Origin of the sequence: Acidovorax sp. sif1233 (genome assembly GCF_019218755.1) — a bacterium.
In the GTDB taxonomy this organism is placed as follows: domain Bacteria; phylum Pseudomonadota; class Gammaproteobacteria; order Burkholderiales; family Burkholderiaceae_C; genus Acidovorax.
In genome coordinates, this window is record NZ_JAHUWZ010000002.1 from 108674 (window position 1) to 130259 (window position 21586).

Sequence of the window (21586 nt, forward strand, 5' to 3'; positions counted from 1 at the left end):
AATAGCTGCTAGCGCTTTGTGGATAAGCCCCAAGGGCCAATTTGTCTCAAGAAAGAAGGCCGGGGGTCAGCCCCCCGTCACGGGCGAGATGATTTCCACGCGGTCGCCGGGCTGCAGGGCCTGCGCGGCGTAGCGGGTGTTGGGCACAAAGTGGGTGTTCACGGCCACCGCAAACGGAGGGCGTGCCGCGATGGCGGCCACGGCATCGGCCACGGTGGCCCCTTCGGGCAGTTCATGCGGGATCTGGTTGATGGAGATGTTCATGCGAAGGCAGCGGCCGCGCTGGACTGGGAGGCGGGTTTCAGGTCCAGCGCGAGGTCAAAACGTTGCGAAAGCTGCGATTGTCCCGCGTTCAGCACTTCCAGCGTCACATCCAGCATCGCCGGCGCGATCATGAAGCCGTGGCGGTACAGGCCATTGATCTCCAGCACGCCCCGGCGCGGCTGGCGGATGGCGGGCAGGTTGTCGGGCAGCGTGGGGCGGCACTGCGTGGCCAGCTCCAGGATGCGGCCTTCCGCGAAGCCGGGGTGCACGGCGTAGGCGGCGGAGAGCAGCTCCAGCGTCGATCGCACGCTGGCGGGCGAGACGTCGTCCGATTCGATCTCGGTCGCGCCGATCACGAACAGATGGTCTTGTTTGGGCGCGATGTAGATCGGGTAGCGCGGGTGCACCAGCCGCGTGGGGCGCTGCAGCGTGACATCCGGTGCGTGGATGCGCACCACCTCGCCCCGCACACCCCGCAACGCGGGCCATTGGGCCCTGGCACCGAGGCCGCGGCAGTCCAGTACCCAGTCGGGCTGGCCGGGGGCGCCGGGCGCAAAGGCCTCGGGCGACCGGGGCGCGTGCCAGTGCGCGCGCACGGACAGCCGCTGCATTTCCACCACCAGGGCAGCCAGCAGCTGCCGGTTGTCGAGCTGGCCTTCACCGGGCAGGTACAGCCCCTGCGCAAAGCGCTGCGCGAGGGTGGGCTCCGCCTGGGCCAGCGCGGCGCCGTCGAGCTTTTGCAGGGCGGGCAGCTCGGGCACCGTGTGCTGGTTGGCTTCCAGCTGGCGCGTGAGCCGCTGGGCTTCGGCCGCGTCCTGCCGGTGCCACACAATGAGCGTGCCGGCCTGCTGGAAGAACACGGGCTCGGCCAGCGCCGCCAGCAGCTGCGGCCAGCGGGTGAGGGCATGGTGGCCCATGCGCACCACGCCGGGCTCGGTGATGGCCGATTCGGCCAGCGGCGCCAGCATGGCGGCGGCCACGGTCGCGGCCGAATGCTCGGCGGCCGGGCTGCCCGCGTCATAGATGTCCACACGGTGCCCCTGGCGGGCCAGCTCCACCGCCAGCAATCGGCCCATGAGGCCCGCGCCCAGAATGGCAAAAGAAGAGGGTTGAAGTGGCATAAGTCCGTCTGTCTGTCTGTGTGTTGGCTGGCAACCATGGACAAAACGGGGGCAGGGCCGCTCTTGGAAACTCCCCACGCCAGCATGACCTGGATCGGGTAGCGGGGCCAGTACGCGCCGCGCGGTGCGCAGTGTTCTGTGGTGCCCCAGGGTATTTCTCAGTCGCGCACCCAAGAACCTGTTCAGTTCTCGACCGCGGGACACCCCTGTTTCGTCCGGAAAAATCAATTACAGCACAACCCGTGGCAGCTCTTTTTGCGCTAACGCATAGGCCATAATTTTTGCCATGACTTCATTGATTCCCCCGACCTCCGCAGCACGCCGCTATGTGCGCGTGCTTTCCATCGCCGGTTCCGACAGCGGCGGCGGGGCGGGCATCCAGGCCGACCTCAAGACCTTCAGCGCCCTGGGCTGCTACGGCATGACGGCCATCACCGCCATCACGGCCCAGAACACCTGCGGCGTGACGGGCATCCACGGCATTCCGCCCGAGATGCTCAAGGCCCAGATCGATGCCGTGGTGCAGGACATTGGCGTGGATGCGGTCAAGATCGGCATGCTGCATTCGCCCGAAGTGGTGCGCGTGGTGGCCGATGCCATCCACACCTACCAGCTGCCGCACGTGGTGCTCGACCCGGTGATGGTGGCCACCAGCGGCGACCGGCTCATCGCCGCGGAAACCGTGAACGTGCTGGTGCAGGAGCTGTTTCCGCTGGCCGAGGTGATCACCCCCAACCTGGACGAGGCCGGCTGGCTGCTGGGGCGCACGATCGAGGGCGTGGATGCGCTGGCAGCTGCGGTGGACGGGCTGCTGGCCCTGGGCGCCCCGGCGGCGCTGCTCAAGGGCGGCCACCTGCCCGGAGACTGGGTGGTGGATGTCCTGGCCACACGCGGCGGCGTGCGGCAGCGGCTGGAGTCCGCACGCATTGCCACGCACAACGGGCATGGCACGGGCTGCACCCTGTCATCGGCCATCGCGGCACACCTGGCGCGGGGCCTGCCCTTGCAGCAGGCGGTGGAGCGCGCGCGTGCCTACATTCTGGGCGCCATCGCGGCAGGGGCCGATGTGACCACCGGCCGTGGCCATGGCCCGCTCAACCACGGCCATGCGCCCGTGGCGCAGCTGGTGCTTTAAAGGTTTGATTGTTTTTGGCCTCTGGCGCTTATCCATTAAGCGCTAGGTGCTCACAATTCAATAGCGATTCAACGCACCCGTGGCCGTGTGGCCCAGGCCAGCACAAAACTGAACGCCAGCGCCGGCAGCGCCGAGCCCGCGCCCGGCACCACCTGCGGGGCCAGATGGTAGACGGCAATCCCCACCAGCCAGATCGCCACCGGGGCCGCATTCACCCGGCGTGCCGCAGCGAGCAGCGCGGGTGCGTTGGCGCCAAAGGCCAGCCGCCCCAGGATCACGCCAAACAGCGGCACGAACACCGAGCTGAGCAGCAGCAAAAATGGCTCCAGGCTGTGCATGGGCAGCACCAGCGCGAGGCCGGTACACACCGCAGCCATGGCCAGGCCCCACTTGCGTACGCCCCAGCGCGGCAGCAGGCTGTGTGCCGACACCGCGCCCGAATACGTGTCGCCATAGGCGTTGTCCACCTCGTCGATCAGGATCAGCGACAGCGCGATCAGCCCGCCCTGGGCCAGCAGCAGGGCCTGCACCAGGTCCTTGCTCGGCAAGGTCAACGCTACCAGCACACCGAGCGTGTAGCACCACATGTTGGCCAGCGCATAGCCCAGCCAGGTGCCGCGCAATGCGGAGCCGCCGTTCTTGCCGTGGCGCGCATAGTCGGCCACCAGCGGCAGCCACGAGATGGGCATCGCGATCACCAGGTCCAGCGCGGGCAGCACACCCATGCCGCCTTCGCCCTTGCGCGTCCACAGCGCTTCAAAACCCTGGGCCTGCGCCAGCGACAGGAACTGCCACGACAGCCACAGCAGCGACAGCACCACCAGCGGCAGCGCCACGCGCGCGATCACCTTGCGCACCAGCTGCACCATCGATCCGCTGATGAGCAGCATCACCACGCCGCCCCACAGCAGCGTGGCCAGCACGGGCCAATGCGCGCCGGCCATGGTGCCGGACTGCTGGCCGATGGCCACCGTGGCGTCGCGCATCACCACCAGCTCGAACGTGCCCCAGCCGACCAGCTGCACGATGTTCAGGACGATCGGCAGGCTGGCGAACGTGCGGCCATAGACGGCATGCATCAGCCCGGCGCTGGCCAGGCCGCTGTCGCAGCCCAGCTTGGCCACCCAGCCCAGCAGGCCCGCGCCCACGATGGAGCCGCAGACGATGGCGATCAGCGCCTCTTGCGTGCCCAGCGCGGGCATCAGGTAGGCGCCCACCTGCATGACCAGCAGGCCCACGCCCAGGCTGAACCAGAGCGAGGCGTGGTCGTGCCATTGGAAGACGCGGCGGTCGGGGGAGACGGGGGCCAGCGCTTCGTTGGTGGCGGGCGCGGCGGGGGATGAGGACATGGCAGGCTCCGTGGCAGTACAGAGCAGGGGCGGCCCGCCAGCGCACCCCAAAGTCATTTCATTCTGGGCTGTGCCGAGGCGGACGTGCTTCCCTGCGCGAGGATGATCTCAATCAGGTTCAAAGGGACTCTCTCAGTCGGTTCCGGTGGCCCGGTCCCGACACCCCTAGCGTGGGCGTTCCAGAAGGAACGCGGGGCCATTGTAGTGGGGCGCTCAGGGCGCGGGGCGGGCGATGGGGATCGCGTAGTGCATCACCGAGTCGCCGGACGTCGGGTGGTACTGGGCACCGTAGATTTCCAGATCCGGCCCCAGGGTGTGCGATGGGCCCGCCGACAGCAGCCAGCTCGAGTAGATGTAGTTCACCGTCGCATCGACATTCTGCGCAGGGCCCCGGTGGGTGAAGCGCGCATAGGTCGATGCGGGGATTTCCATGGCCACCATGCCCGGTGGCAAGGCGCCGGGGCCCTTCACCTCGATGCAGGCCAGGTAGCGCAGCGCTTCCGTGTGGGGCCCCGCCGGTGCCACGACGCCATAGCAGACCCCGGGCACGGTGTTCGCAATCTCGCCCAGCCGGGGCAGGAACTTCGCCCACAGGGGCGGCAGCTTCTGGCCCAGGTTGTTCTTTTCGGAATCGATGCCGTAGTAGTCCGTGGGCAGCCCGACCAGCTGCATGGCGGGCTGCTCCTTTATGTCGGGTGCCAGGGAGATGTTGTGGTGAATGTGCGCGAGGTAGCTTTCGTCAAACCGGATCTTGCGCACGAACAGCGAGCGGTTGCCCATCTTGCGGTACTGCGACGGCGTGAGCCGAAAGCAATCCCGAAACGCGCGCGTGAAGCTTTCCTGCGTCTCGTATCCGGACGCCAGTGCGATGTCGAGCACGCTCAGCCGCGTGCTGGTCAACTGCTCCAGCGCCCGCGAGAACCGGCGCGAGCGGATGTAGGTCTTCAGGGTTTCGTTGGTCAGCGCCTTGAAGATCCGCTGGAAGTGCCACTGGCTCATCCCCGCGGCCCGCGCCACCTCGGAAAGCTGGATGTCGGATTCGAGATGGGCCTCGATGAAATCGATGCCCTCCTGGATTTGCCGCAGATAAAGCACGTTGGCGTCCGTTCACGGGGTTTCAAAGAAACCGGTCATGGCCACGAGCCGGTTCTGGTCGTTGTACCGGCCGTAGCTCACGCCTTCCCCGATCACCTGTCCGCTGCCATCCACCATGTTCCATTTGGCGATGCTCTGCTGGTTGTGGCTGGCGAAATAGTGGGTCACGAAATGCCCGCCGGGGACCTGACTGTGAAAGTTGTCCATGTAGGTCGTCAATTGGTCCCAGCCCTGGGCGGTGGCCAGTGGGTCGTTGTAGGTGCAGGCGGGGTCGAGGGACTGGGCAAAAAGGGCTGTGCGGTCCGCGGCCGAGTCGGTCTTCCACGACGCGGTGTAGGTGTCCCAGATGGATTGAAGGGGTTGTTGGCTCATGGTGTGCTCCTGATGGTGTTGACGGGAGACGCCATCGTGCCGGGCGCTTGCGCGCCTTTTGGACATTTTGTGCTTATTTGTCAGCCGGGCCGGCTTGGCACGCAGCGATGCGTGCCCTGGCCCGCCGGGACTACGCGCTGACGGACGGCGCCGATCCCGGTGCCACACCCAGCAGCTGGTGCAGCCGTGGGCTCGTGGTGGTGTATTGCAGCGCCACCTTGTCGCCCTTGAGCGCCTCGGCCGCGCCAAAGGCCGCCAGCGTGGCCTCGTGGAAGCCGCACAGGATGAGCTTGCGTTTGCCGGGGTAGGTGTTGATGTCGCCCACGGCGTGGATGGCGGGCACGCTGGTGCGGAAGGCTTCGGTGTCCACCACCAGCTGTTTGCGGTCCATGGCCAAACCCCAGTCCGCAATGGGCCCGAGGCGGGGCGAGATGCCCAGCACGGCTACCAGCAGGTCCAGCGCCAGGGCGCGGCTGCTGCCATCGGCGTCCACCACCTGCAAGGCGGTCAGCGGGTCGCCAGCGGTTTCGATACCGGTGATCTGCGCGGCCTCGACGTGGATGCGGCCCGCATCGCGCAGTTGCTGCAGGCGCTGCAGCAGGGCATCCGGGGCCTGGAACACATCGCGGCGGTGCAGCAGGCTCACGCGGGCGGCCTGGCCTTGTTCGGCCAGTTCCACGGCGCGGGCCACGGCGGGCTCGTCGCCGCCGTGCACGACCACATGGCGCCCGGCCACGTGGGCCGTGGAGGGCAGGTTCTGGTAGTGGACCTGGGTGCCCACAAAGCGCTCGATGCCGTCCACCTTGAGCGTGCGCGGCACAAAGGCGCCCACGCCTGCGGCAATGAACACGCTGCGGGCCAGCAGCTGCGCACCTTGCGAGGTTTCGACCAGCAGGCGCCCATCGGCCTGCACGGTGAGTGCGGACACCAGCGTGCCCAGGTGCCACTGGGTCTTGAACGGCGCAATCTGCTGAAGCAGCAAACCGGCCAGCTCGCGCCCGGTGCACACCGGGATGCCCGGGATGTCGTAGATGGGTTTGTCGCCGTACAGCTCGACGCACTGGCCACCCGCATGGGGCAGGGCGTCGATCAGGTGGGCGGTGATGCCTTGCAGGCCCAGCTGGAAGACCTGGAACAGGCCCACGGGACCCGCGCCGATGACGACGGCGTCGGTTTCTTGAATCATGCTCAAGCCACGCGCGCAGCGCCCGAAACTGGCGCTGCCAAAGACCTGTGCCACCGTGGAACTGGCTTTGCCAGGCCACTGGTGGCGTCCCCCTTGGGGGATGGCGCGAAGCGACTCAGGGAGGTCACTTGACCAGTTCGTTGACCTTGCCCGGCTTGCCGTTCCACTCGTCGGCGTCGGGCAGCGCGGGCTTGCGCTTGGTGATGCTCTTCCAGCCGTCGGCGAAGGCCAGGTCGGCATTGAGCTTGATGAAGGCGATCTGGTCGGCCGGCAGGTCTTCTTCGGCAAAGATGGCGTTGGCCGGGCACTCAGGGATGCAGACGGCGCAGTCGATGCACTCGTCGGGATCGATGACGAGCATGTTCGGGCCTTCGCGGAAGCAGTCCACGGGGCACACGTCCACACAATCGGTGTACTTGCACTTGATGCAGTTTTCGGAGACGACGTGGGTCATGACAAAGGTTGTGTGGGTCGGTGAAAACCCTCAATTTTAGAAGCTTTCACCGACCTTTGGTTACAGGGCCCCTTCCCCGGATGGGGTGACTTGGGGGGGTGGCGCTGATCTGGATCAGTTGACCAGCACGGCGCCAGCGGTTTTGTGGCTCGCGGTGTCCACCAGGATCAGCGATCCGAGCACCCGGGCCTTGCCGAAGGCTGTGGCGGGGATCGGCTCCTGCAGCAGCAGGTCCACATGGCCGATGGCGTTGGGGTCGAGCTGCGTGGCGGCTTCCTCGGCCAGCGTGTGGATGTTGAGCTTGTGCACCACGGCCTTCACTTTGGCCTTGACCCAGCGGTGGCCGTGCAGCGCCCAGTACACGCGGCCGGCGACCAGGGGTTCGTCGTCCATCCAGGCCACGGTGGTGCGCAGCTCGCGGCTGGCGGGCCATGCGGGCACGCTGGCCGGCGTGTCGAAGTCGTCCTCGGCGGGGGCGGTGGTGGCCGCGGGCGCGGCCAGAATCCAGTCGCCGCGCGAGACGTCCACCTCGCGGTCGAGGATGAAACCGGCGCTGGTGCCAGCGGGCACGTCGGTGGGGCGGCGGGCATGGTCCAGCACCTGGGCCACGGTGGCCAGCTGGCCGCTGGGGAAGATCTGCACCGGCGTGCCGGGGGTGACATTGCCCGAGGCCACACGGCCCCAGAACACGCGGCGGCCTTGGGATGTGTCGGACGAGGACGAGAACTTCTCGACCCACTGCACCGGGAAGGCCAGGGGCAGCGCCGTGTCGGGGGGCGTGTTGGGCAGGGCTTCGAGCACCTGCAGCAGCGTGGGGCCCTCGTAGCCGCACCAGCCCGCGTGGGCGTCCACCACGTTCCAGCCCTTGAGCGCCGACACGGGCACCGTCGCACGCACGGCGATGCCGGCGGCCTGGGCAAACGCCGCCAGCGCGCCCTGGATGTGCTTCCAGGCGAGCGCTGGGTCTTCCACCGCGTCGAGCTTGTTCACGGCGAACACCAGCGAATGCACGCGCAGCAGGTGGGCCAGCAGGCTGTGGCGGCGGGTTTGCGGCAGCAGGGCGAGGTCGGCGTTCTTCCAGTCGAGCTTGGTGGCATCGACCAGCACCACGGCCGCGTCGGCGCTGCTGGCGGCCGTGACCATGTTGCGGGTGTACTGCTCGTGGCCGGGCGCGTCGCCGATGATGAACTTGCGCTCTTCGGTGGCGAAGTAGCGGTAGGCCACGTCGATGGTGATGCCTTGCTCGCGCTCTGCGCTGAGGCCGTCGGTGAGCAGGGCCAGGTCGGTTTCGCCCTGGCGCTGTACGCCGGCAAGGTGGTCCTGCAGCACGGCCTTGCTGTCCACCAGCAGGCGGCCGATCAATGTGCTCTTGCCATCGTCCACCGAGCCGCAGGTGATGAACTTCAGGGCGGAAATGTGGTCATTTTGGCCGCCAGCGCTTGATGCATAAGCGCTAGTAGCTATCGAATTCATAGTGGTCATCAGAAGTACCCGTCTTTCTTGCGCTTTTCCATCGAGGCATCGCTGGTCTTGTCATCCATGCGCGTCGCGCCGCGCTCGCTCACGTCGGCGGCCAGGGTCTCGATCACGATGTCGGCGGCCGTGGCCGCCGTGCTCTCCACCGGTGCGGTGCAGGTGATGTCGCCCACCGTGCGAAAACGCACGTCGCGCGTCTGCACCGTCTCGCCCTCGCGCGGCGGGGTCAGCTCGGTCACCGGCATCAGGAGGCCCTTGCGGTCCACCACCTGTCGCTTGTGCGTGTAGTAGATGCTGGGCAGCGCGATGCTCTCGCGGTCGATGTACTGCCACACGTCGAGTTCGGTCCAGTTGCTGATGGGGAACACGCGGAAGTGTTCGCCGGGCTGCAGGCGGGTGTTGAACAGGGTCCACAGCTCGGGGCGCTGGGCCTTGGGCTGCCACTGGCCGAAGCTGTCGCGGTGCGAGAAGATGCGCTCCTTGGCGCGGGCCTTTTCCTCGTCGCGGCGGGCGCCGCCGATGAGCGCGTCGAAGCGGAATTCCTCGATCGCTTCGAGCAGCGTGACCGACTGGTGCACGTTGCGCGATTCGCCGGGGTGGGCCAGGCGCACGGTGCCGCGCGCCATCGAGTCCTCGACGCTGCGCACGATGAGTTCGGCGCCCAGCTCCTTGGCGCGGAAGTCGCGGAAGTCCGTCACCTCGGGGAAGTTGTGGCCCGTGTCGATCATGAGCAGCGGGTAGGGAATGCCGCCGCCGCTGGCCTTGGTGCCAAACGCTTTTTCGGCGCACTTGAGCATGACCAGCGAATCCTTGCCGCCCGAGAACAGCAGGGTGGGGCGCTCGAAGGCGGCGGCGACCTCGCGCAGGATGAAGATGGTTTCCTCTTCCAGGGCGTCGAGGTGCGAATTGTTCAGGTGGTGGCTCATGTTGTTGGTCTTTTTCTCAAGCAGCGCTGAGTCGGTGCGTGCGTTCATGGTCGGGTGCTCTCGGTCATCAGTTCAAAGGCTGCGGCGCATGCCACTGGCGCACTCGAGACCAGTGCACCCGTGGAACCGGCTTTGCCGGGCCACCGGGCGTGTCCCCCTCCCGCGCAGCGAGAGAGGGGGAAGACGCGAAGCGGCTCAGGGGGAGTCATTTTCGAGGTCAATGCGCGATGTGCAGGCCGCACTCGCGGTTCTCTTCGCCCTTGGTCGGGTCCACATAGTCGAAGTTGTTGGGCAGGCCGTGCTGGACGCAGTATTCGTGCAGATCCTTGGACGACCAGTGCAGCAGCGGCGCCACCTTGATCAGGCCGTCGGGGTTGATGCTCACCGGGTCCATCTGTGCGCGCACGGCGGTGTCGGTGGCGCGCAGCGCGGTGAACCAGACCTTGGGCGCGGTCTCGCGCAAGGCGCGGGCGAAGGGCTCGAGCTTCACTTCTTCGGTGAACGCGGCGTGGCGGGGGTCGTCCAGGGCAGGCGTTGCGCCCTCCACGGCCTCGCGGTGCGCGCGCGAGCGGCGCGGCAGGTAGATCTTGAGGTTCAGGCCCAGCTGCTTCGTCACCTCGTCGGCAAAGCGGTAGGTGGCTTCGGTGTTGTAGCCGTTGTCCATCCAGACCACCGGCACATCGGGGTTCACTGCGGACACCATGTGCAGGATCACCGCCTCGAACGGGCGGAAGTTGGTGGTGACGATGGGGCTCTGGCCCAGGCCCAATGCCCAGGCGACGAGGCCTTCGGCGTTGCGGCCCAGGTCGGCATTGACGCGTGCGAGATCGAATTGGCTCATGGTGGAGTGCTCGTGGGTGTGCGTAGCAGCGCTGCGGCCTGGCTCAGGCGGCAGCCTTGTCGGCAAAGAGAGGCTGCGGGTGCACCGCGTCGCCCTGGTAGAAGCCGGGGAACATCTCGAACTGGCGCTGCGCATCGGCCGGGTCCACGCCATCGCGCAGCACGGCCGACGAAAAGCCCGTGCGCTGCATCTGCACCAGCTGGTCGATCAGCACGTCGCCCGTGGCGCGGATGTCGCCCGCAAAGCCGCGGCGGCGGCGCAGCAAGAAGGCCTGGCTGAACGCGCGGCCATCGGTGAAGCTGGGGAAATGCAGGTCCACGCGCTCGACGCCGTCGAGCGGCAGGGCCAGTGCATCGGCATCGTTGGCCAGCGCCACGGCGCGGGCATCGCCCTCTGCGGGCGGCTGGTGGTCTTGGGAGGCAAGAATTTTCATGGGTCTTATCAGGGCGTGGCGGCTGGCGATCAGGCCGTGGCCAGCTCTTCCTTGGCGGGGTGGCGGGCAGTCTTGGCGGCTTCCTTGAAGGGGTCCAGGCCGGTGCGGCGCACGGTGTTCTGGAAGGTCTCGCCGCTTTCACGCAGGCTGCGGTAGGTGGTCAGCACGGCTTCGATCACGTCCGGCACTTCGGCGGCCGAGAACGAAGGGCCGATCACCTTGCCGGCCACGGCGGCGCCCGACAGGTCGGAGCCGTCGGAGCCGCCGAGGGTGACCTGGTACCACTCCTTGCCGTCCTTGTCGACGCCCAGGATGCCGATGTGGCCGCTGTGGTGGTGGCCGCAGCTGTTGATGCAGCCGCTGATGTGCAGGTCGATCTCGCCGATGTCGTCGAGCTCGTCCAGGTCCTGGTAGCGCTGGGTGATGGCCTCGGCGATCGGCAGCGAGCGGGCGTTGGCCAGCGCGCAGAAGTCGCCGCCGGGGCAGGCGATCATGTCGGTGAGCAGCTGCACGTTGGCGCTGGCCAGGCCCAGGGCCTTGGCCTCTTGCCACAGCTCGAACAGGCGGCTGGCGTGCACCCAGGGCAGCACCACGTTCTGGTCGTGCGTCACGCGGGCTTCGCCGGCGGAGTATTTGTCCACCAGGTCGGCCACGGCGATCAGCTGGTCACTGGTCGCGTCGCCGGGCGACTGGCCGGGGCGCTTGAACGACAGCGTCACGGCGCGCAGCTGCGGGTTCTGGTGCGCGTGCACGTTGCGCTTGAGCCAGCGGCCAAACATCACATGCTCCGCCGCCTGTGCGTCCAGCGACGCCTGCAAGGCTGCGGGGGCCACGTCGGCAATGTCGGCCAGCCTGGGGGGCACAAAGCACGCCGCCACGCGGTCGAACTCGGCCTGCGGGATGGTGTGCGGACCGCCGTCGATCTCCATGATCTGGCGGTACTCTTCTTCCACGTCGTCGATGTACTGCTGGCCCTCGGCCTTGACCAGGATCTTGATGCGTGCCTTGTATTTGTTGTCGCGGCGGCCGTGCTCGTTGTACACGCGCACGATGGCCTCGATGTAATTCATGACCTGGTTCCAGGGCAGGAACTCGCGGATCACCGTGCCGATCACCGGCGTGCGGCCCATGCCGCCGCCCACGAAGACCTTGAAGCCGATCTCCCCCGCCTCGTTCTTGACGAGGTGCAGGCCCACGTCGTGCCAGCCGGTGGCGGCGCGGTCGTCCTTGGCGCCGCTGATGGCGATCTTGAACTTGCGCGGCAGGAACGCGAACTCCGGGTGCAGCGTGGTCCACTGGCGGATGATTTCCGCGTAGGGGCGCGGGTCCACGATCTCATCCACGGCCACGCCGGCCAGTGCGTCGGTGGTGGTGTTGCGGATGCAGTTGCCGCTGGTCTGGATGCCGTGCATGTCCACGGTGGCCAGCAGGTCCATCACGTCGGCGCTCTTGGACAGCGGAATCCAGTTGAACTGCACATTGGTGCGCGTGGTGAAGTGGGCGCAGTTCTTGGGCAGGAAGGTGGTGCCCAGCAGGCCCTGGCCTTCCATGGCGGCCTTGAACACGGCCGCTTCGGGCTCGTCGTACTCGCGGGCGATGGTGGCCAGCACGCGCAGCTGGCGGCTGGCGATCTCGCCGTAGGGCACGGCCACGCGCAGCATGGGGGCGTAGCGCTGCACGTACCAGCCGTTTTGCAGGCGCAGGGGGCGGAAGTCGTCCTCGGCCAGTTTGCCAGCCTGCCAGCGGTTGAGCTGGTCGCGGAACTGGCGGGCGCGCTGCTTGACGAACGTCTTGTCGAAGGGTGTGTATTGATACATCGTGGACCAATCAGATCATTATTAATTTGGCGCCTGCCCAGGCCAGCAGGAGGGACAGCGCGGAGCGGATCAGGCGCTCGGGGGTGCGGGTGACCAGGCGCGAGCCCAGCCAGATGCCCGGCAACGAGCCAGCCAGCAATTGTGCAAGCAAAGGCCAGTCCACCGAACCCAGCGTGGCATGGCCCAGACCCGCCACCAGGGTCAATGGCACGGCATAGGCGATGTCGGCACCGATCACGCGGGGCAGGGGTAGCAGGGGGTAGACCAGCAGCAGCACCGTGACGCCGATGGCGCCCGCGCCCACCGAGGTGAAGGTGACCAGCGTGCCGATCACGGCGCCCAGCAGCACGGGCAGGCTCCAGTGGCGGGGGCGGGTGGATTGCTCGGCGCTGGCCTGGCGCTTGGCATGGTCGGCCGCCTGGCGCTGGCGCGAGAAGGCCACCACCTTGTACAGCGTGGCCGCGGCTGTCAACAGCAGCGCGAAACCGAGCGTGGTCGTCATGATCCGCTGCGCCTGGGCACTGGCGGGGCCCAGGACCTTGAGCGCCCACAGCGCCAGCAGCGCGGCCGGAATGCTGCCCGCGCACAGCTGGGCCACCACGCGCCAGGGCACCAGGCGCTGGCGCGCCATGCTCACGGTGCCGCCCATCTTGGTGAATGCGGCAAACAGCAGGTCGGTGCCGATGGCCAGGTGGGGCTTCACGCCGAAGAAAAAGATCAGCACGGGGGTCATCAGCGAGCCGCCGCCGACCCCGGTCAGGCCCACGATGAACCCGACCGCAAAGCCTGCGAAGACAAACACCAATTCATGCATAGGGTGCGAATGTAGGATGCTCGCTTATGGATGCAAACTATTGTTTCGTCCTTCCAATATGCCTATTTGCTTATAAGCAAGGATTGGCGCGGGTTTCCACGGGGTAAGCCGCCGTGATTCCCGGTCACGAAGCTGTTACAGGCCCGCTACAACCGTTCGCTGCCCAGCGCTTTGGCGAGTTTCGTGTCGATGGGCAGGGGTTCTCCCTGCATGCGGGCGGCCAGCAGTTCGCCGCACAGAAGCGCCAGGGTCAGCCCGCGCGCGCCCATCGCTGTGCAGGCCCAGAGCCCGGGCAGCGCCTCGGTGTCGACGGGACCCACGATCGGCAGCCGGTCGGGCGCGGTGCAGCGCACGGCGGCCCAGGCGTGCAGGGGGCCGGGCTCAGCCTCCGCCGCCTGCGGTGCGGCGGCAAAGGCCGCGCGCAGCACCGGGGCCGTTTGGGGCAGCAGCGCCTGGAGCTTGGTCCAGTTGGCCGCGTGGGCCGCCTGGACGTCGGCCCCGGACGGAGGCAGGGTATCCACATCGCGCTCGAAGGTGGAGCCCATCACCCACGCAGCCGGGCCGCACGGGCCGTCACCCAGCGGAAAGCGGGGCACCAGGTTGCCGTTGCCATTCACGGGGAAAGGCACCCCGGGCCCGGGGCCTGCCTGGTGCTCGCCCCAGGACACCTGCCCGCGCACGGGCTGCAGGGGCCATCGGTGTTCCAGCAGCATCGCACTGCCCGCGCCCGCGGCAATGACGACGGTGGGCGCCTGGGCGAGCACCTGGCCCCGGGCGTCCAGCGCCTGCCAGACGGGCGCCGCGCCGGCGGCCTCCACACGCCGCAGGCGGGCCACCTCGCAGTGGCCCTGCCAGTGGATGCCGGGTTGCGCGAGCAGGGCGGCCGCCATGCGCGCGGGGCGTATCCAGCCCCCCTGGCTGTGCCAGCACGCGGTGGCTTCGCGGCCCAGGCCCGCGGCGGCCAGCGTTGCCGGCGGGGCCGGCTCGCTCCAGTCCACGCCGGGCCCCTGGCCCCAGCTGGCGGCCAGCCCGGGGGTGCCGTCGGTGCGGTGCTCCAGCACGCCGCAGGCCAACCAGTCGGTGCCTTCGCGCAGCAGCCATCGGGCTTGCTGCAGGGTAGTGCGCACGCCGCTGCGCGACAGGCGCGACAGCACGCTGTCGTCCGGCGACACATGGGGCGCGAACACCCCCGCCGGCAGGCCCGAGGCCCCGGCGGCGGGTTCCGCGGCGCTGTCCAGCACCCGCACCTGCCAGCCCCGGCGCGCCAGGCTGGCCGCGCTGGCCGCGCCGGCGATGCCCCCGCCGATCACGATGCAATCGCCGGGCAGCGCGGGTTCGGTCTGCGCGCGGGGGGCGGTGCGCGGCTCCCAGTGGGGGGCGTACTGGGCGTGCAGGTTGTCACGCTTGGGCGGCACGCCCGGGACACGGGCCACCGCGAAGCCGCACTGGGTGAGCGCGTCGCGCACCGCGCGCGCGATGGTCCAGGTGGACAGGCGGGTGCCGCGCCGGCAGCAGCGTGCCACGGCCTTCAGGGTGTGCAGGTCCCAGATCCCGGGGTTGCGCTGCGGGCTGAAACCGTCGAGGTAGATGGAATCCACCGTCAGCTGCTGCTGGCGCAGCACGGTCTGTGTATCGCCCACACACAGCGTGAGCAGCACCCGGCCTCCGTCGAACCGCAGCCGGTGCACCCCGGGCAGCAGGCCCCACCATTGGCGATGAAGCTCCTGCGCCAAGGGGGCCAGCTCGGGGTGGGCCGTGGTGGCGCGCAGCAGGTCGGCCGCGCTCACGGGCCAGGCCTCGGTCGACACGAAGTGCAGCAGGGTGGGGCGTGCGGGGTCAGCCCGCCAGGCGGCCCAGGTCACCAGGAAGTTCAGCCCGAAGCCGAACCCCGTTTCCAGAATGCGCCATTGCGGCTGCCCCGCCCAGGCGCCAGGCAGGCCGCAGCCCTGCAGGAAAACGCGGCGGGCCTGGTCCAGGCCGCCATTTTCACTGTGGTAGCGGTCACCAAAACGGGGGCTGTAGGGGGTGCCGTCCGGCAGCCAGTCAACAGGCTCGGAGATGACGCACCCCCTGAGTCGCTTCGCGCCGTCCTCCTCTCTCACGCTTCGCGTGGGAGGGGGCCGCAGCCAGCGGCCTGGCAAATCCAGTTCCGCGGCTACCTCGCCCGGGCAGCGCCAGTTTCATGGGCTGCGGGTGGTCGGCAATGCTACGGAAAACTGACATGGAGGCTCATGCGCTCGGCGGGACGTAGCCCGTTGCGGCATCCGCACCATCGCCGAAAAAGTGGTTTTGGCGAAACCACTTTTTGCAGCGCTGCATTTCGCTGCGCTTCATTGCGCGCTGGGCGGGACATATCCCGCCGCGGCGTCTGCGCCACCGCCAAAGAAATGGTTTTCCATCTGGCGGGCCAGGTACTGGCGGGCACGCGCGTCGGCCAGATTGAGGCGGTTTTCATTGACCAGCATGGTCTGGTGCTTGAGCCAGCCTGCCCAGGCTTCCTTGCTCACGTTTTCCCAGATGCGTTTGCCCAGCTCGCCGGGGTAGGGCGGAAAGTCGAGGCCCTCTGCTTCCTTGCCGAGCTTGATGCATTGAACGGTGCGTGCCATGGGGTTCCTTGTTGATGGGTGGAGTCTGCCGCAGCGCAAAGGGCTGCTCAGATGATTTGGATATAAAGAACTGAAATCTCAGTAGTTCCAGTTTTGAAGAGGGTCTTCCAGAATGCGTTTCATCGGTGAGTTGCACCGTTTTGCATTCGAAAAAAAGAGGCTCCCTATGAACTTTCGCCGCGACTTTATCAAGTTTCCCTTCGCCGCCGCCCTGGCGGGGAGTTTGGCCCTGGCGGCATTGCCGTCGTTTGCACAGTCTGTGACGCTGCTCAATGTGTCGTACGACCCGACGCGCGAGCTGTACGTGGACTTCAACCAGGCGTTCGCCAGGCACTGGAAAGCCAAGACCGGCCAGGACGTGACCGTCAAGCAAAGCCACGGCGGCTCGGGCAAGCAGGCGCGCTCCATCATCGACGGGCTGGACGCCGACGTGGCCACCCTGGCGCTGGCCGGCGACACCGACGCGTTGCACACCAACGGCGGCTGGATCCCCAAGGACTGGCAAAAGCGCCTGCCCCACAACAGCTCGCCCTACACCTCCACCATCGTGCTGGTGGTGCGCCAGGGCAACCCCAAGGGCATCAAGGACTGGGATGACCTCGTCAAGCCCGGCATCAGCGTGATCACGCCCAACCCCAAGACCTCGGGCGGCGCCCGCTGGAACTATCTGGCCGCCTGGGAGTTCGCCAAGCGCAAGAACGGGGGCAGCGACGCCAAGGCCAAGGACTTCGTGGCCAAGCTGTACGGCAACGTGCCCGTGCTGGACACCGGCGCGCGCGGCTCCACCATCACCTTCGCCCAGCGCAACCAGGGCGACGTGCTGATCGCCTGGGAGAACGAGGCCTACCTGCTGGAAAAGGAATTCGGCACCAAGTTCGACGTGATCGCGCCCTCGATCTCCATCCTGGCCGAGCCCGCCGTGACGGTGGTGGACAAGAACGTGGACAAGAAGGGCACGCGCGCCGTGGCCGAGGCCTACCTGCAGTACCTCTACACCGAAGAAGGCCAGGACATCGCCGGCAAGCACTTCTACCGCCCCGCCGTGTCCGACAAGGCCAAGGCCAAGTACGCCAAGCAGTTCCCCAAGCTGAACCTGTTCACCATCAACGACGCGTTCGGTGGCTGGGACAAGGCGGCCAAGGACCACTTTGCCGACAACGCCAGCTTCGACCAGATCTACACCAAAAAATAGGCTCACCCCGAAGCGGCCTTCGGCCGCCTCCCCTCAAGGGGCGCCACCCGTGGCCCGGCGAAGCCGGATCCACGGTGGCGCTGGCCAAGTCACGCCCTCTGGAAACACATTTCATGTCCGCTCTTCTCATCGCCGGCAGCCCCTCCGAGCGTTCCCGCTCCGCCGCCCTGCTGGACGCTGTCGCCCAGCGCCTGTCGGTGCGCGGCGCGCTGGTGGACCGCATCCATATCCGCGACCTGTCGCCCCAGGCCTTGCTGCTGGCCGACTTCGGCCATCCCACCGTGGTGGGCGCTGTCGACCAGGTGGCCCGGGCCAGCGTGCTGGTGGTGGCCACGCCGGTTTACAAGGCGGCCTACAGCGGCGTGCTCAAGGTGTTCCTGGACCTGCTGCCGCAGACGGCGCTCAAGGGCAAGATCGTGCTGCCCCTGGCCACCGGCGGCAGCCCGCACCACATGCTGGCGCTGGACTACGCGCTGCGCCCCGTGCTGCAGTCGCTGGGTGCCAAGAGCATCCTGCCGGGCATCTATGCCACCGATGCGCAGGTCACGCTGACGCCCGAGGGCGCCTACCACCTGAACGACGACATCGCCACGCGGCTGGACGATGCGGTCAACGTGCTCGTGACCGAGACGCTGCGCCCGTTCCCTGCCCAGGCCACGCGGTTCGCGCCGGTGCATTTCTCGCAGGTGCGATGTAGCGTCTGACGGGCCCCGCCCGCCCGCACATCCGCAGCGGTGGGGTGCCGCGGCCCGGCCGGGCTCCCCCATTTCTCGTTTCCCTCTTTCGATGGCCCCGCTGCCCGCAGCGGTGGGCAGGGCGGAGCACTGCCCGGTTCAGACGCCCCCTTTTTCATGATTCAAAGGACATTCACCATGAGCACACTGACACGCGACGGCGCAGCCAGCTCAGACCGCGCCCACGATGCCCCGCCCTCCGGCGGGCTGGCCGCCCTGCGCAACATGTTCATCGGCTTCGTGGTCTTCACCGCGTTCGTGCTGATCGCCGCCTTCCTGCTGGCGCAGCCGGTGCATGCCCAGACCAGGGGCGAGCTGCGGATTGGCTACCAGAAGTCGGCCAGCCTGTTCGTGCTGCAAAAAGCGGCGGGCACGCTGGAGAAGAAGCTCGCTCCCCTGGGCTTCGGCGTGAAGTGGGTCGAGTTTCCGGCTGGCCCCCAGCTGCTGGAAGGCCTGAACGTGGGCGCCGTGGACGTGGGCTATGTGGGCGAGGCGCCGCCCATCTTCGGCCAGGCCGCTGGCGCCAAGTTCGTCTACTTCGGGCATGACCCCGCCGCGCCGCGCGCCGAGGCCATCCTGGTGGCCAAGGACTCGTCCATCAAGTCGGTGGCCGACCTCAAGGGCAAGAAGGTCGCGCTCAACAAGGGCAGCAACGTGCACTACCTGCTGGTCAGGCAGCTCGAGAAGAACGGCCTCAAGCTCTCCGACATCCAGCCCGTGTACCTGGCCCCGGCCGACGGCCGCGCCGCGTTCGAGAGCAAGAACGTGGATGCCTGGGTGATCTGGGACCCGTTCCAGGCCGCCGCCGAGAAAGCCACTGGCGCCCGCGTGCTGGCCGACGGCACGGGCGGCGTGGTCAACAACTACCAGTACTACCTGGGCGCCCGCGACTTCGTCACCAGGAACCCCAAGGTGATCGCGGCACTGTTCGAGGACTCGGTGGCCCAAGGCATCTGGCTCAAGAAGAACCTGCGCCAGGCCGCAGAGCTGATCGCGCCGCTGCAAGGCCTGCCGGTGGACGTGGTCGAGCTGGCGCTGCAGCGCTACGAATTCAACGTCAAGCCCATCACGCCCGATGTGGCGGCCGACCAGCAAAAGATCGCCGACACGTTCTTCGAGCTGAAGCTGATCCCCAAGGCCATCAAGGTGAGCGACGCCGTCGTGCTCGGCGCGCAGCCCTGATGCCCCGGCCCCTTGCACACGCATCCATCTTCAGAAGAACACCATGACGACTTCGATCTCCCTGTCCCGCCGCCGCCTCGTCCAGGGTGCGGCCAGCGCAGTCGCGCTGCCGGCCTTCGGTGCGTTGGCGCAAACCCCCGCCCGTGAGTTCCGCATCGGCCATCAGAAGGGCTTCCTGAGCCTTCTCAAGGGCCGCGGCACGCTCGAAAAGCGTCTGACCCCGCTGGGTGTCTCCATCAAATGGACCGAGTTCACGGCCGGCCCCGTGCAGCTGGAGGCACTGAACGTCGGCTCCATCGACTTCGGCGACGTGGGCGAAGCCCCCCCGATCTTCGCGCAGGCCGCGGGCGCCCCGCTGGCCTATGTGGCCGCCACCGTGCCCCGCCCCAAGGCCGAGAGCGTGCTGCTGCCCAAGGGCTCGCCCATCAAGACCGTGGCCGATCTCAAGGGCAAGAAAGTTGCACTCAACAAGGGCAGCAACGTGCATTACTTCCTGGTCAAGCTGCTGGAAAAGCACGGCCTGAAGTACAGCGATGTGAACGTGGCCTTTCTGCCGCCCGCCGATGCGCGTGCCGCTTTTGAAAAAGGCTCTGTGGACGCCTGGGTGATCTGGGACCCGTTTGCCGCTGCCGCCGAAAAGACGCTGGACGCCCGCCTGCTGGCCGACGCCACCGGCGTGGTGGGCAACCGCGCCTACTACTTCTCGTCGCTGCAGTACGCCGACAAGAACACCGACGTGCTGCGCATCGCCATCGAAGAGATCAACAAGATCGACATCTGGGCCAAGGTCAACCGCGACCTGCTGGCGGCCGAACTGGCCCCGCTGTTCGGCATCCCCAAGCCCGTGCTCGATTTGTCCACGTCGCGTGCCGAGTACGGCACGGGCCCGGTCACGCCCGAGATCCTGGCCGAACAGCAAAGGATCGCCGACACCTTCTTCGACTTGAAGCTGATCCCCCAGCGCATCCAGGTGCGCGACGTGGCGCGCTCGCCGTGGTAGAGGCCGGGGTGCACCCCCTGAGCCGCTTCGCGTCTTCCCCCTCTCCTGCGGGAGGGGGACGCACCCGGTGGCCTGGCAGAGCCAGTTCCACGGGTGCACTGGCCTGGGCCGCGCCAGTTTTGAACGCCATGCGTCACACAGTCCGCCGCAATTGAAACCAAGGAGCCCTGACATGCCCACCGCTTCCGCAAACCCTGTCCACGACGCAGCACGCCGCGTGCTGCGCACCACGGCCAACGTCTGGCGCCTGAAGGCCCCGGCGCGCAGGCCGGTCCGCACCCGCAACCGTGTGCATGCCGGTGTGCGTGCCGATGTGGCGGCGGGGGGCATGCGGGCCTGTCCATTGCGTTTCGGCTTTTCGCTGGCGGGCTACGGCCTGGCCTTCTCCTATTGATGACCCCCACACGGCAAAGCGACACCATGAAAATCTACTGGTTCATCCCCACCCACGGCGACAGCCGTTACCTTGGCACAGCCAGGGGCGCGCGCCAGCTCAGCCTCGAGTACCTGCAGCAGGTGGCAGTGGCCGCCGACAGCCTGGGCTACGAAGGCGTGCTCATTCCCACCGGCCGTTCGTGCGAAGACCCGTGGGTGATCGCATCGAGCCTGCTGGCGGTCACGAAGAAGCTCAAGTTCCTGGTAGCGGTGCGCCCCGGCCTGCACCAGCCTGCGCTGGCCGCGCGCATGGCCGCCACCTTCGACCGCCTGTCGGGCGGGCGTCTGCTCATCAACCTGGTGACGGGTGGCGACCGGGCTGAGCTGGAAGGCGATGGCGTGTTCCTGGACCACGCCACGCGCTACGAGCAGTCGGCCGAGTTCATCCGCATCTGGCGCGAGATCCTCACGCGCAGCCACCGGGGCGAGACCTTCGACTACGAGGGCAAGCACCTGTCCGTCAAGGGCGCCAAGCTGCTGTTCCCGCCACTGCAGGAGCCGCACCCGCCGGTGTACTTCGGCGGCTCGTCCGACGCAGCGCACGACCTGGCGGCCGAACAGGTCGAGACCTACCTCACCTGGGGCGAGCCCCCGGCCGAAGTCGCCAGGAAGGTGGCCGATGTGCGCGCCCGTGCCGCCAAACACGGCCGCACCGTGAAATTCGGCATTCGCCTGCACGTCATCGTGCGCGAGACCGATGCGCAGGCCTGGGCCGCAGCCGAAGAGCTCATCAGCCATGTGGACGACGAAACCGTGGCGCGCGCGCAGTCGGTCTTTGCACGCATGGACTCCGAAGGCCAGCGCCGCATGGCCGCGCTGCATGCCGGGGGTGTGAAGCGCAGCCGCGCGGACCTCGAGATCAGCCCCAACCTGTGGGCCGGCGTGGGCCTGGTGCGCGGCGGCGCGGGCACGGCCCTGGTGGGCGACCCCGAGACGGTGGCCGCCCGCATCACCGAATACGCGAACCTGGGGCTCGACCACTTCGTGCTGTCGGGCTATCCGCACCTGGAAGAAGCCTACCGCTTTGCGGAGCTGGTGTTCCCGCTGCTGCCGCTGGGCGTGCGCGAGAAGCTCACCGGCGGCAATCCGCTGGGCCCGTTCGGCGAAACCGTGGCCAACGACTTCGTGCCACGCGCTTCGCAAAGCTGACCGCA

Annotated in this window: 22 protein-coding genes and 2 riboswitches; of the genes, 7 read left to right on the plus strand and 15 right to left on the minus strand. The window is 67.7% G+C overall.

Annotation, left to right across the window (positions count from 1 at the left end; all coding sequences use genetic code 11):
• Positions 1-66: 66 nt before the first annotated feature.
• Together thiS and KW843_RS07890 are read right to left on the minus strand one after the other, a co-directional pair.
• Positions 67-264: a sulfur carrier protein ThiS gene (gene thiS / locus KW843_RS07885; RefSeq protein WP_057272784.1), complete on the minus strand. Its 198-nt coding sequence runs from the start codon at positions 262-264 to the stop codon at positions 67-69.
• A complete protein-coding gene (locus tag KW843_RS07890) occupies positions 261-1385 on the minus strand; it encodes an FAD-dependent oxidoreductase (RefSeq protein WP_218294596.1) in 1125 nt (374 codons plus the stop codon). The genes thiS and KW843_RS07890 overlap by 4 nt, the downstream gene beginning before the upstream one ends.
• Before the next feature lie 54 nt (positions 1386-1439).
• Positions 1440-1603: riboswitch (TPP riboswitch) on the minus strand.
• Between the two features lie 68 nt (positions 1604-1671).
• Between KW843_RS07890 and thiD the strand changes: the two genes are divergently transcribed.
• A complete protein-coding gene (thiD, locus tag KW843_RS07895) occupies positions 1672-2520 on the plus strand; it encodes a bifunctional hydroxymethylpyrimidine kinase/phosphomethylpyrimidine kinase (RefSeq protein WP_218294597.1) in 849 nt (282 codons plus the stop codon).
• A gap of 68 nt (positions 2521-2588) precedes the next feature.
• On the opposite strand, the gene KW843_RS07900 is transcribed toward thiD, so the two are convergent.
• The 13 genes from KW843_RS07900 to KW843_RS07960 all read right to left on the minus strand — a co-directional run bounded on the left by KW843_RS07900 (position 2589) and on the right by KW843_RS07960 (position 15889).
• Complete coding sequence (locus tag KW843_RS07900) at positions 2589-3869, minus strand: cytosine permease (RefSeq protein WP_218294598.1); 1281 nt, start codon at positions 3867-3869, stop codon at positions 2589-2591.
• Positions 3870-3941: 72 nt separating this feature from the next.
• Positions 3942-4046: riboswitch (TPP riboswitch) on the minus strand.
• 36 nt (positions 4047-4082) lie between these two features.
• Positions 4083-4964, minus strand: a complete 882-nt coding sequence (locus KW843_RS07905; protein WP_218294599.1) for a helix-turn-helix domain-containing protein — start codon at positions 4962-4964, stop codon at positions 4083-4085.
• A 12-nt stretch (positions 4965-4976) separates the two neighbouring features.
• Positions 4977-5336, minus strand: coding sequence for a nuclear transport factor 2 family protein (locus KW843_RS07910; protein ID WP_218294600.1), 360 nt, complete (start codon positions 5334-5336; stop codon positions 4977-4979).
• A gap of 130 nt (positions 5337-5466) precedes the next feature.
• The gene (locus KW843_RS07915) at positions 5467-6522 is read right to left on the minus strand and encodes an NAD(P)/FAD-dependent oxidoreductase (RefSeq protein ID WP_218294601.1); all 1056 of its coding nucleotides are present in this window, start codon (positions 6520-6522) and stop codon (positions 5467-5469) included.
• Positions 6523-6646: 124 nt separating this feature from the next.
• The gene (fdxA, locus tag KW843_RS07920) at positions 6647-6976 is read right to left on the minus strand and encodes a ferredoxin FdxA (RefSeq protein ID WP_055393870.1); all 330 of its coding nucleotides are present in this window, start codon (positions 6974-6976) and stop codon (positions 6647-6649) included.
• A 114-nt stretch (positions 6977-7090) separates the two neighbouring features.
• Positions 7091-8458 carry a sulfate adenylyltransferase subunit 1 gene (locus KW843_RS07925; RefSeq protein ID WP_218294602.1) on the minus strand — a complete coding sequence of 456 codons (1368 nt, stop codon included), beginning with the start codon at positions 8456-8458 and terminating at the stop codon, positions 7091-7093.
• A complete protein-coding gene (cysD, locus tag KW843_RS07930; RefSeq protein ID WP_218294603.1) occupies positions 8458-9426 on the minus strand; it encodes a sulfate adenylyltransferase subunit CysD in 969 nt (322 codons plus the stop codon). The genes KW843_RS07925 and cysD overlap by 1 nt, the downstream gene beginning before the upstream one ends.
• A gap of 169 nt (positions 9427-9595) precedes the next feature.
• A complete protein-coding gene (locus KW843_RS07935) occupies positions 9596-10219 on the minus strand; it encodes a phosphoadenosine phosphosulfate reductase family protein (protein ID WP_218294604.1) in 624 nt (207 codons plus the stop codon).
• Between the two features lie 43 nt (positions 10220-10262).
• On the minus strand, positions 10263-10652 hold the full coding sequence (locus tag KW843_RS07940; protein WP_218294605.1) for a DUF934 domain-containing protein: 390 nt from the start codon (positions 10650-10652) through the stop codon (positions 10263-10265).
• 29 nt (positions 10653-10681) lie between these two features.
• Positions 10682-12469 (minus strand): nitrite/sulfite reductase, encoded by a 1788-nt coding sequence (locus KW843_RS07945; protein ID WP_218294606.1) that lies wholly within the window; start codon positions 12467-12469, stop codon positions 10682-10684.
• Positions 12470-12479: 10 nt separating this feature from the next.
• The gene (locus KW843_RS07950; RefSeq protein ID WP_218294607.1) at positions 12480-13283 is read right to left on the minus strand and encodes a sulfite exporter TauE/SafE family protein; all 804 of its coding nucleotides are present in this window, start codon (positions 13281-13283) and stop codon (positions 12480-12482) included.
• Positions 13284-13429: 146 nt separating this feature from the next.
• Positions 13430-15343 carry an FAD-dependent 5-carboxymethylaminomethyl-2-thiouridine(34) oxidoreductase MnmC gene (gene mnmC / locus KW843_RS07955; protein ID WP_218295287.1) on the minus strand — a complete coding sequence of 638 codons (1914 nt, stop codon included), beginning with the start codon at positions 15341-15343 and terminating at the stop codon, positions 13430-13432.
• A 270-nt stretch (positions 15344-15613) separates the two neighbouring features.
• A complete protein-coding gene (locus KW843_RS07960) occupies positions 15614-15889 on the minus strand; it encodes an oxidative damage protection protein (RefSeq protein ID WP_218294608.1) in 276 nt (91 codons plus the stop codon).
• A gap of 166 nt (positions 15890-16055) precedes the next feature.
• On the opposite strand from KW843_RS07960, the gene KW843_RS07965 reads away from it, so the two are divergent.
• The 6 genes from KW843_RS07965 to ssuD all read left to right on the plus strand — a co-directional run bounded on the left by KW843_RS07965 (position 16056) and on the right by ssuD (position 21581).
• Positions 16056-17081 (plus strand): sulfate ABC transporter substrate-binding protein, encoded by a 1026-nt coding sequence (locus tag KW843_RS07965; protein ID WP_255594640.1) that lies wholly within the window; start codon positions 16056-16058, stop codon positions 17079-17081.
• A 113-nt stretch (positions 17082-17194) separates the two neighbouring features.
• Complete coding sequence (gene ssuE / locus KW843_RS07970; protein ID WP_218294609.1) at positions 17195-17785, plus strand: NADPH-dependent FMN reductase; 591 nt, start codon at positions 17195-17197, stop codon at positions 17783-17785.
• 255 nt (positions 17786-18040) lie between these two features.
• Entirely contained in the window at positions 18041-18997 is a 957-nt protein-coding gene (locus tag KW843_RS07975; RefSeq protein WP_218295289.1) for a sulfonate ABC transporter substrate-binding protein, read from the plus strand.
• A gap of 43 nt (positions 18998-19040) precedes the next feature.
• Positions 19041-19997, plus strand: a complete 957-nt coding sequence (locus KW843_RS07980; RefSeq protein WP_218294610.1) for a sulfonate ABC transporter substrate-binding protein — start codon at positions 19041-19043, stop codon at positions 19995-19997.
• A 172-nt stretch (positions 19998-20169) separates the two neighbouring features.
• Positions 20170-20391 (plus strand): hypothetical protein, encoded by a 222-nt coding sequence (locus KW843_RS07985; protein ID WP_218294611.1) that lies wholly within the window; start codon positions 20170-20172, stop codon positions 20389-20391.
• Positions 20392-20417: 26 nt separating this feature from the next.
• Positions 20418-21581, plus strand: a complete 1164-nt coding sequence (gene ssuD / locus KW843_RS07990; RefSeq protein ID WP_218294612.1) for an FMNH2-dependent alkanesulfonate monooxygenase — start codon at positions 20418-20420, stop codon at positions 21579-21581.
• Positions 21582-21586: the final 5 nt, after the last annotated feature.

Excerpts from the sequence above, each read along its gene's own strand:
- KW843_RS07985 (WP_218294611.1), top strand. The coding sequence starts at position 20,170 with ATGCCCACCGCTTCCGCAAACCCTGTCCACGACGCAGCACGCCGCGTG.
- KW843_RS07925 (WP_218294602.1), bottom strand. The coding sequence starts at position 8,458 with ATGACCACTATGAATTCGATAGCTACTAGCGCTTATGCATCAAGCGCT.
- KW843_RS07940 (WP_218294605.1), bottom strand. The coding sequence starts at position 10,652 with ATGAAAATTCTTGCCTCCCAAGACCACCAGCCGCCCGCAGAGGGCGAT.
- KW843_RS07900 (WP_218294598.1), bottom strand. The coding sequence starts at position 3,869 with ATGTCCTCATCCCCCGCCGCGCCCGCCACCAACGAAGCGCTGGCCCCC.
- KW843_RS07890 (WP_218294596.1), bottom strand. The coding sequence starts at position 1,385 with ATGCCACTTCAACCCTCTTCTTTTGCCATTCTGGGCGCGGGCCTCATG.
- KW843_RS07910 (WP_218294600.1), bottom strand. The coding sequence starts at position 5,336 with ATGAGCCAACAACCCCTTCAATCCATCTGGGACACCTACACCGCGTCG.
- cysD (WP_218294603.1), bottom strand. The coding sequence starts at position 9,426 with ATGAACGCACGCACCGACTCAGCGCTGCTTGAGAAAAAGACCAACAAC.
- KW843_RS07960 (WP_218294608.1), bottom strand. The coding sequence starts at position 15,889 with ATGGCACGCACCGTTCAATGCATCAAGCTCGGCAAGGAAGCAGAGGGC.
- KW843_RS07915 (WP_218294601.1), bottom strand. The coding sequence starts at position 6,522 with ATGATTCAAGAAACCGACGCCGTCGTCATCGGCGCGGGTCCCGTGGGC.
- ssuD (WP_218294612.1), top strand. The coding sequence starts at position 20,418 with ATGAAAATCTACTGGTTCATCCCCACCCACGGCGACAGCCGTTACCTT.
- KW843_RS07935 (WP_218294604.1), bottom strand. The coding sequence starts at position 10,219 with ATGAGCCAATTCGATCTCGCACGCGTCAATGCCGACCTGGGCCGCAAC.
- thiD (WP_218294597.1), top strand. The coding sequence starts at position 1,672 with ATGACTTCATTGATTCCCCCGACCTCCGCAGCACGCCGCTATGTGCGC.
- KW843_RS07980 (WP_218294610.1), top strand. The coding sequence starts at position 19,041 with ATGACGACTTCGATCTCCCTGTCCCGCCGCCGCCTCGTCCAGGGTGCG.
- fdxA (WP_055393870.1), bottom strand. The coding sequence starts at position 6,976 with ATGACCCACGTCGTCTCCGAAAACTGCATCAAGTGCAAGTACACCGAT.
- KW843_RS07945 (WP_218294606.1), bottom strand. The coding sequence starts at position 12,469 with ATGTATCAATACACACCCTTCGACAAGACGTTCGTCAAGCAGCGCGCC.
- KW843_RS07965 (WP_255594640.1), top strand. The coding sequence starts at position 16,056 with ATGAACTTTCGCCGCGACTTTATCAAGTTTCCCTTCGCCGCCGCCCTG.
- KW843_RS07975 (WP_218295289.1), top strand. The coding sequence starts at position 18,041 with ATGTTCATCGGCTTCGTGGTCTTCACCGCGTTCGTGCTGATCGCCGCC.
- KW843_RS07950 (WP_218294607.1), bottom strand. The coding sequence starts at position 13,283 with ATGCATGAATTGGTGTTTGTCTTCGCAGGCTTTGCGGTCGGGTTCATC.
- ssuE (WP_218294609.1), top strand. The coding sequence starts at position 17,195 with ATGTCCGCTCTTCTCATCGCCGGCAGCCCCTCCGAGCGTTCCCGCTCC.
- thiS (WP_057272784.1), bottom strand. The coding sequence starts at position 264 with ATGAACATCTCCATCAACCAGATCCCGCATGAACTGCCCGAAGGGGCC.